Annotated in this window: 6 protein-coding genes and 1 pseudogene; 5 read left to right on the top strand and 2 right to left on the bottom strand. The window is 64.1% G+C overall.

All coding sequences use genetic code 11. The annotated features are described in order from the left end of the window. Window positions 1–106 precede the first annotated feature (106 nt). Window positions 107–1,504, top strand: a complete 1,398-nt coding sequence (locus tag KNN17_RS21905) for a sensor histidine kinase (RefSeq protein WP_241710989.1) — start codon at window positions 107–109, stop codon at window positions 1,502–1,504. Beyond that, the gene (locus KNN17_RS21900; RefSeq protein WP_241710988.1) at window positions 1,497–2,171 is read left to right on the top strand and encodes a response regulator; all 675 of its coding nucleotides are present in this window, start codon (window positions 1,497–1,499) and stop codon (window positions 2,169–2,171) included. The genes KNN17_RS21905 and KNN17_RS21900 overlap by 8 nt, the downstream gene beginning before the upstream one ends. Before the next feature lie 107 nt (window positions 2,172–2,278). On the opposite strand, the gene KNN17_RS21895 is transcribed toward KNN17_RS21900, so the two are convergent. Next, window positions 2,279–2,749, bottom strand: a complete 471-nt coding sequence (locus tag KNN17_RS21895) for a DUF4383 domain-containing protein (RefSeq protein ID WP_078107278.1) — start codon at window positions 2,747–2,749, stop codon at window positions 2,279–2,281. Between the two features lie 198 nt (window positions 2,750–2,947). Here KNN17_RS21895 and KNN17_RS21890 point away from each other — a divergent pair, with 198 nt between their 5' ends. Then, a complete protein-coding gene (locus KNN17_RS21890) occupies window positions 2,948–3,946 on the top strand; it encodes a hypothetical protein (protein ID WP_241710985.1) in 999 nt (332 codons plus the stop codon). Window positions 3,947–3,959: 13 nt separating this feature from the next. Here KNN17_RS21890 and KNN17_RS21885 read toward each other — a convergent pair whose 3' ends face one another. Next, the gene (locus tag KNN17_RS21885) at window positions 3,960–4,595 is read right to left on the bottom strand and encodes a LysE family translocator (protein WP_241710984.1); all 636 of its coding nucleotides are present in this window, start codon (window positions 4,593–4,595) and stop codon (window positions 3,960–3,962) included. 103 nt (window positions 4,596–4,698) lie between these two features. On the opposite strand from KNN17_RS21885, the gene KNN17_RS21880 reads away from it, so the two are divergent. Then, complete coding sequence (locus tag KNN17_RS21880) at window positions 4,699–5,154, top strand: Lrp/AsnC family transcriptional regulator (RefSeq protein WP_078107280.1); 456 nt, start codon at window positions 4,699–4,701, stop codon at window positions 5,152–5,154. A gap of 122 nt (window positions 5,155–5,276) precedes the next feature. Continuing rightward, window positions 5,277–5,618, top strand: a pseudogene (locus tag KNN17_RS21875) (hypothetical protein); the annotation flags it as partial.

Raw genomic sequence — 5,618 nt, 5'->3', positions numbered from 1 at the left:
CTCGCGTGGGCTCCGAGGATGAATCCGCTGGCTTCCGGGTGGAGATCGGACGCTGGAAGGCAGATTCGGCGTTCCCGCGTCCTTTGCCGTGGATAGGGTGGCTGACATGGAACAGACACTGAAGGTTGCACGGCATTGGGGCGCCCCCGCGGCGGCCGTCATTTTCTTCACGCTGTGGTGCGTGGCGGAAGCGGGATTTATGGCGCCATGGATCCCCCATTGGGCCGAATTGTGGAAGCTTATTCTGTCAAGATTATCGATACTGATCTTGACCACACTCGCCATTGCTGTTTCGGCATGGCGACCCGTGCTGTCTCTGGGATTCACGACTGTATTGCTGGTTGGTCAGTTGGTGTACCTTATCCCCGAGCCGTATTCCGAAGATTGGCCCATCTACTTCGGTTCCTTCATTGCCTTGGGGTTTTCGATGTGGACAGCGAGGGGCCGTCTGCCATTTGTTGTCGCCGGGTGCAATGTGGTTTTCGCCGGCGTGATGACGTTCATCATGCTTTCGTGGCGATACGGGGGCGGCGTTGGATGGTTTAGGCAATTGTTCATGGGCGACCGGTACGCTTTGGCCAACTACGGACCGCAGCTTTTCTTTATACTCTTCACGACCGCCGCCGGCTGTGCGGCCGTCGGGATCGCCTTGCGCCTTTACGAAGAACGCGGAAGTCTCTTCAACGCCCGGAACCTCGTCCAGGCGAACCTCAAGGAGACCGAGGTCGAGCTGGTCGTGGAGCAGGAGCGCACGCGGATCGCCCGGGACCTCCACGACGTCTTGGCGCACTCGCTCGCAGTGATCGCCGCGCAAGCTGACGGCACCCGCTATCTCAGCCAGGACCAGCCCAAGGCCGTGCTCGACGCCTTGGAGAACATCGCGGTATCCGCCCGCCATGCTCTTGTGGACGCCCAACGGGTCATTGAGGGAGTGCGCGACGACGGTCTGGTGGCCCCGCAGCCCCGGCTCACCGACGTCGGGCCTCTCGTGGAGCGGATGCGTCAGGGGAGCCTCAAGGTCCAGCAGAGCGAAACCGGAATTCCGGTGGACCTTGGCGCGGGCCAGCAACTCGCGGTATTCCGGATTGTGCAGGAATGCCTCACGAACGCCCTCAAGCACGGCGGACGCGGCACAGCAGTGCGCCTTCATTTTGACTGGAGCGGCCCGGGGCTGACCATGCACGTCGCTTCGGAATTGCCGGCGTCCGTTTCGACTGGGGGGACGGACGACGACGATGCCGCCGAACGTGTGGGGCGCGGGATCCCCGGAATGCGCGAGCGTGCGCACCTCGCCGGCGGCTGGCTCAGTTCCGGGCCCGACGGCGAGCAGTTCCGTGTGACGGTCTTCATCCCTTATGGCTCTCGCCCGGCGGCGCTCCTTCCGGAAAACGGAGCGGACGAGGATGTTTCGTCCGGCACGGAACCGGAGCAGGAGCCGTCGTTCGCCCTCCAGGCTGCCTCGCCGTCGTCGGGCCCTGAGTGGGAAAGCGTCGGACGTGGCTGAAATACCCATCACGGTTGCTTTGGTGGACGACCAACCACTATTCCGTTCCGGTATCCGCATGCTGGTGCAGAGCCAATCGGACATGGACATGGCCTGGGAGGCCGACGACGGCGAGCAAGCCGTAGCCCTCGCGGCCAAGCAGCGGCCGGACGTCATGCTGATGGACCTTCGGATGCCCGTGCTGGACGGAGTCGAGGCCACGCGGCGCATCACGGAGGAGGCCGATGCTGCCGGCGTGGACAAGCCGAAGATCATCGCGCTGACCACGTTCAACAGGGACCAAGCCGTGGTTGACGCCGTACAGGCGGGTGCGAGCGGCTACCTGCTCAAGAGTGCCGAGCCGGAATTCCTGTTGGCGGCTATCCGGACCGTCTATTCGGGATACTCGGTGATCGCGCCTGGTTCGGTTCACGAGCTCTTCCAGCATGCGGCGAGGACGGTGCCGGTCGCCGGGCCGGACCTCACCGTGATGGACGAGCTGTCTCCACGCGAGCGGGATGTGTTCCTGCTGGCGGCCAAAGGCTTGGGGAACGCCGAGATGGCGCAGAGCCTGTTTGTCTCCGAGGCCACCGTGAAATCCCACCTGCGCAGTGTCCTCAGCAAGCTCGGGCTGCGCACCAGGCTTCAGCTCGTGGCGTTCGCCTACGAACGCAGGCTCCTCGGGTAGGCACCCGGGAACGGTCAGGCCCCGGGCCCCAGGACGCAAAGGCGGCGGCCGCCCGGAAGGAACGGTCGCCGTCGTGCAACTGCAGAGTGCTGCAGAGTCAGGGTGCGCTACATGGCGCGGCCCTTCGACTCCTCTCTTACATCGCGTCCAAGCCACACGCCAAGGGCAACCATGACAACACCGAGAACCAGGTGCAGCCAGTCGTCCGCGGCGTTCATGGGCACGAAGTCAGCGCTCATGTTCGACAAAGTGATGAGGCCGTAGATCCACAGGACGAGGTAGATTGCGCCGCCACCGATGAGGTAACCACGCGCCATCCTTCCAGTCCTCGCGAAGTACAGGCCTGCCGCGCCGAATAGCAGGTGGACAATGTTATGCAGGATGGATACTTGGAAAACTCCAAGAAGCATGGCGCCCGAGTCATGTCCTGCGAAGGTCATGGCGCCGTAATTGCTGGTGATGCCCGGGATAAATCCCAGGACGCCAACAGCCAGGAAAACCCAGCCCAAACCGAGTGCTGTGTTGTGGAGCGTCAGCCCCATTGCGTGGTGCTGCGCGGGGTGTGAAGCAGTAGTCATAGCTCCTCCCGATCACGATACTAATCCGGCCCTTCAAATGGAGGGCCGCATCGCGGCAAGGAGTCGGAACCCTGCCGACGTGGATATCTTACTCCCGAAAACCCCGGAAATAGAGGGCAATGGTCGGGACAAGCGCAGCTAGCATGGTTCTGTGATGCCCAATTCTGCGACACTTTATCCTGCGATGGCAGGGCAACCGTGAGTGAGCCATCGGCTCCCGGAGTCCGCGGAGCGATTTTCGGCGACACCAGGGACATCACGCCGTTCCGGAACGGACATGTCCGCACATCCGTAGGTGGATTGGCTGAGGGCTTGAGCGGAGCGATTTGGGGCGTCCTGAAAGGAAAGGCCGCAGGCCGGATCGAGGTGGCCGGGGAAGTTCCGAGGCTCAAACGGCTGGCCGGCAAGACCGCCAAATCGGTCTACGACGCGGTCTTCACCAGCACGGAACCGGACCGCCTCCTCACCCTGGCGCGCAGCTACCCCGGCTGGGCTGGCCTCTGCTATGTGATGGCCGGGCTGCTTGTGTACCAACACGGCGGTTATCTCCGGGCGTCCGAGCTTCTGCAGCGGGGCTTGTCCATACGGATCGACGACGCCGCCAGCCAGTTCTCCTCAAGCTACCTCCGGAGGGTGGTCACGCGGATCGAGGTAGCGGAACGGATTGACGTTCCGGTCCTGTTCAGCGAGGAATCCGTGTTCCTTGCGCTCTCGCATTGCTTCCGGGAGACGGGCCAGACGGCCGAGGCCCTGGACATCCTGGCCAGCTTGCCGCCGTCGTTGCCCTCTGCTTTGGCCCGCTGCACCGCAGCGGCGGCGCTCGACCGGCACGCCGACGTCGTTGCCTGGACCGAGGGGCTCCGCAACACGGACGACCTCTCGGCGGCGCTGCTGCTGATACGTGCGCAGTCGCTCAGGGTATTGGGGGAGCGGGAGGCGGCACAGGCTGCTCTCGAGGAGGTGCTTCGGAGGAAGAAGACAAGCCTCGCCTTGCGCAATGACGCGCTCACGGACCGGGCCTTGTCGAGGCTTGAGGTCAGGCGGCGGCCCAACCCGCGGCTTCCCGTTCCAAGGGTGGTTGTGCGTCGGAAACAAGGCAAACCGGAAGAGGCCGAGCTGGACACCGTCGATGGGATCCGCAAGGACATCGAGGTGCGCCGAATGTGGAACAAGGACTTCGGCGAACCGGACGACTAAGGCCGGCCCCGCGTCACCCGAGCAGCGGAAGTAGCTGTTCGCCCAACAGAACAGCCCCAAGCCCCATCATGATGATGCCGCTGCTGAGGGTGACCACACGTGCGGCGGAAGGCCGGGACTGAAGCAGCTTTCGTGAAGTCAGTGCCACTGCTGTGTAAATGGCTCCCGCCAACAACACGAACGTGAGGCCCAGCACGCCTGACTGTACCGCCACCGGCAAGGACGCCTCGGGGCTCACGAATTGCGGCACCAGCGCGAGGAAGAACAGCAGCCCTTTGGGGTTGATGCCGCTTGTGCCCATGCCTTGCAGGAAGGTGCGCAACTGGTTTCGGGACTGCCCGACGGCGTCATCCGCACTGAAGCTTGCGCCGCGCCACGAGCGCACGGTGCTCACGCCGAGCCAGAGCAAATAGGCTGCGCCCGCGATCGTCAGCCAGCCAAGAAGCCCCGGAACCCCCGTCAGGAGGGCCGCGAGTCCGGCCACCAGGAGCGCCGTGTGCAGCACGTAGCCGCTGCACAGGCCGGCCACGGCGGGGAGGAAGCTGCGCTGCCGCAGGCCTGCGGCAATCGAATACGCCCAATCGACGCCCGGGGTGCACGCCAGGGTGACGGCGACAATGACGAAGGCGAGGAAAAGGTGCGGATTCATGGTGGCTCCTGGCTGGTGGTTACACCATGAACTTTATGGAAAATCGGCCCATAAGTGTTCCCATCTTTAGCCAGACTTGCCGGAATTTAGGTAAGATATTTGCGTGATCGATGGAATAGATAGAACTATTTTGCGCCACCTCAAAGAGGATGGCCGAATGACTGCCACCGCGCTCGCAGCCAAGGTGGGATTGACGGTGGCTCCGTGCCATCGAAGGCTGCGGGATCTTGAGGCGTCGGGCGTGATCCGGGGGTACAGGGCAGACATCGATCCGGGTGCGATTGGCTTGGGTTTCGAAGCGATAGTCTTCGTGACCCTGCGTCAGGCTGACCGCGCCACGATGTCGGAGTTCGAAGACCGTGTCGCGGCCATTCCGAACATCGTCGAAGCCCAGCGGCTCTTCGGCTCGCCGGACTACCTCCTGCGCGTGATCGCAGCCGATCTTCCGGCCTACCAGCGCTTCTACGACGACCAGCTCTCGGCACTTCCCGCCGTCGAGCGCCTCAATTCGACGTTGGTGATGAAGAACTTGAAGTCGAACGCAGGACCGCCGGTCTGAGTTCGGTTAAATGTCGTAGCCTCCTGGCAGAGTGTTTCCATGGAAGCGATCGGATACTTCGACAAGCGGCAGGGCCTTGCGTCCCGCGGGCTTTCCGGGGGTCCCGTCCCCGTGGTCCGCGCTTGGCCGAGGTCCCGGGCGGGCTGGCGTTGCTGGATCCTCCCGGCCGGGGCGGCCGCGGCGGCCGGCTGGACGCTTTGGATGGGGCCGTGGAGGCGCTGAGGTCGCTGGCGGACAAAGCGGCCGACGATGTCGGAGTCACCGGTTTCGAGGAGGCTGTTGCGTTCGCGTCCGGGGTGGAGGAACTTTCCCGGACCCTGGATTATCTCCAACTGGCCGCCGCAGCCGCGCTGGACGCGGCCCGGAACGATGACCCCTCGAGCCCGCAGGGCTGGACCACCGGCTGGGCAGCCGACGCCCAGACGGCCGCCGACGCGCAGGCGGGCTCCGGCACGGACACGGGT

Origin of the sequence: Arthrobacter bambusae, from assembly GCF_022606295.1 — a bacterium.
Classification (GTDB): domain Bacteria; phylum Actinomycetota; class Actinomycetes; order Actinomycetales; family Micrococcaceae; genus Arthrobacter; species Arthrobacter bambusae_A.
This window is presented reverse-complemented; position numbering and strand designations above follow the sequence as displayed.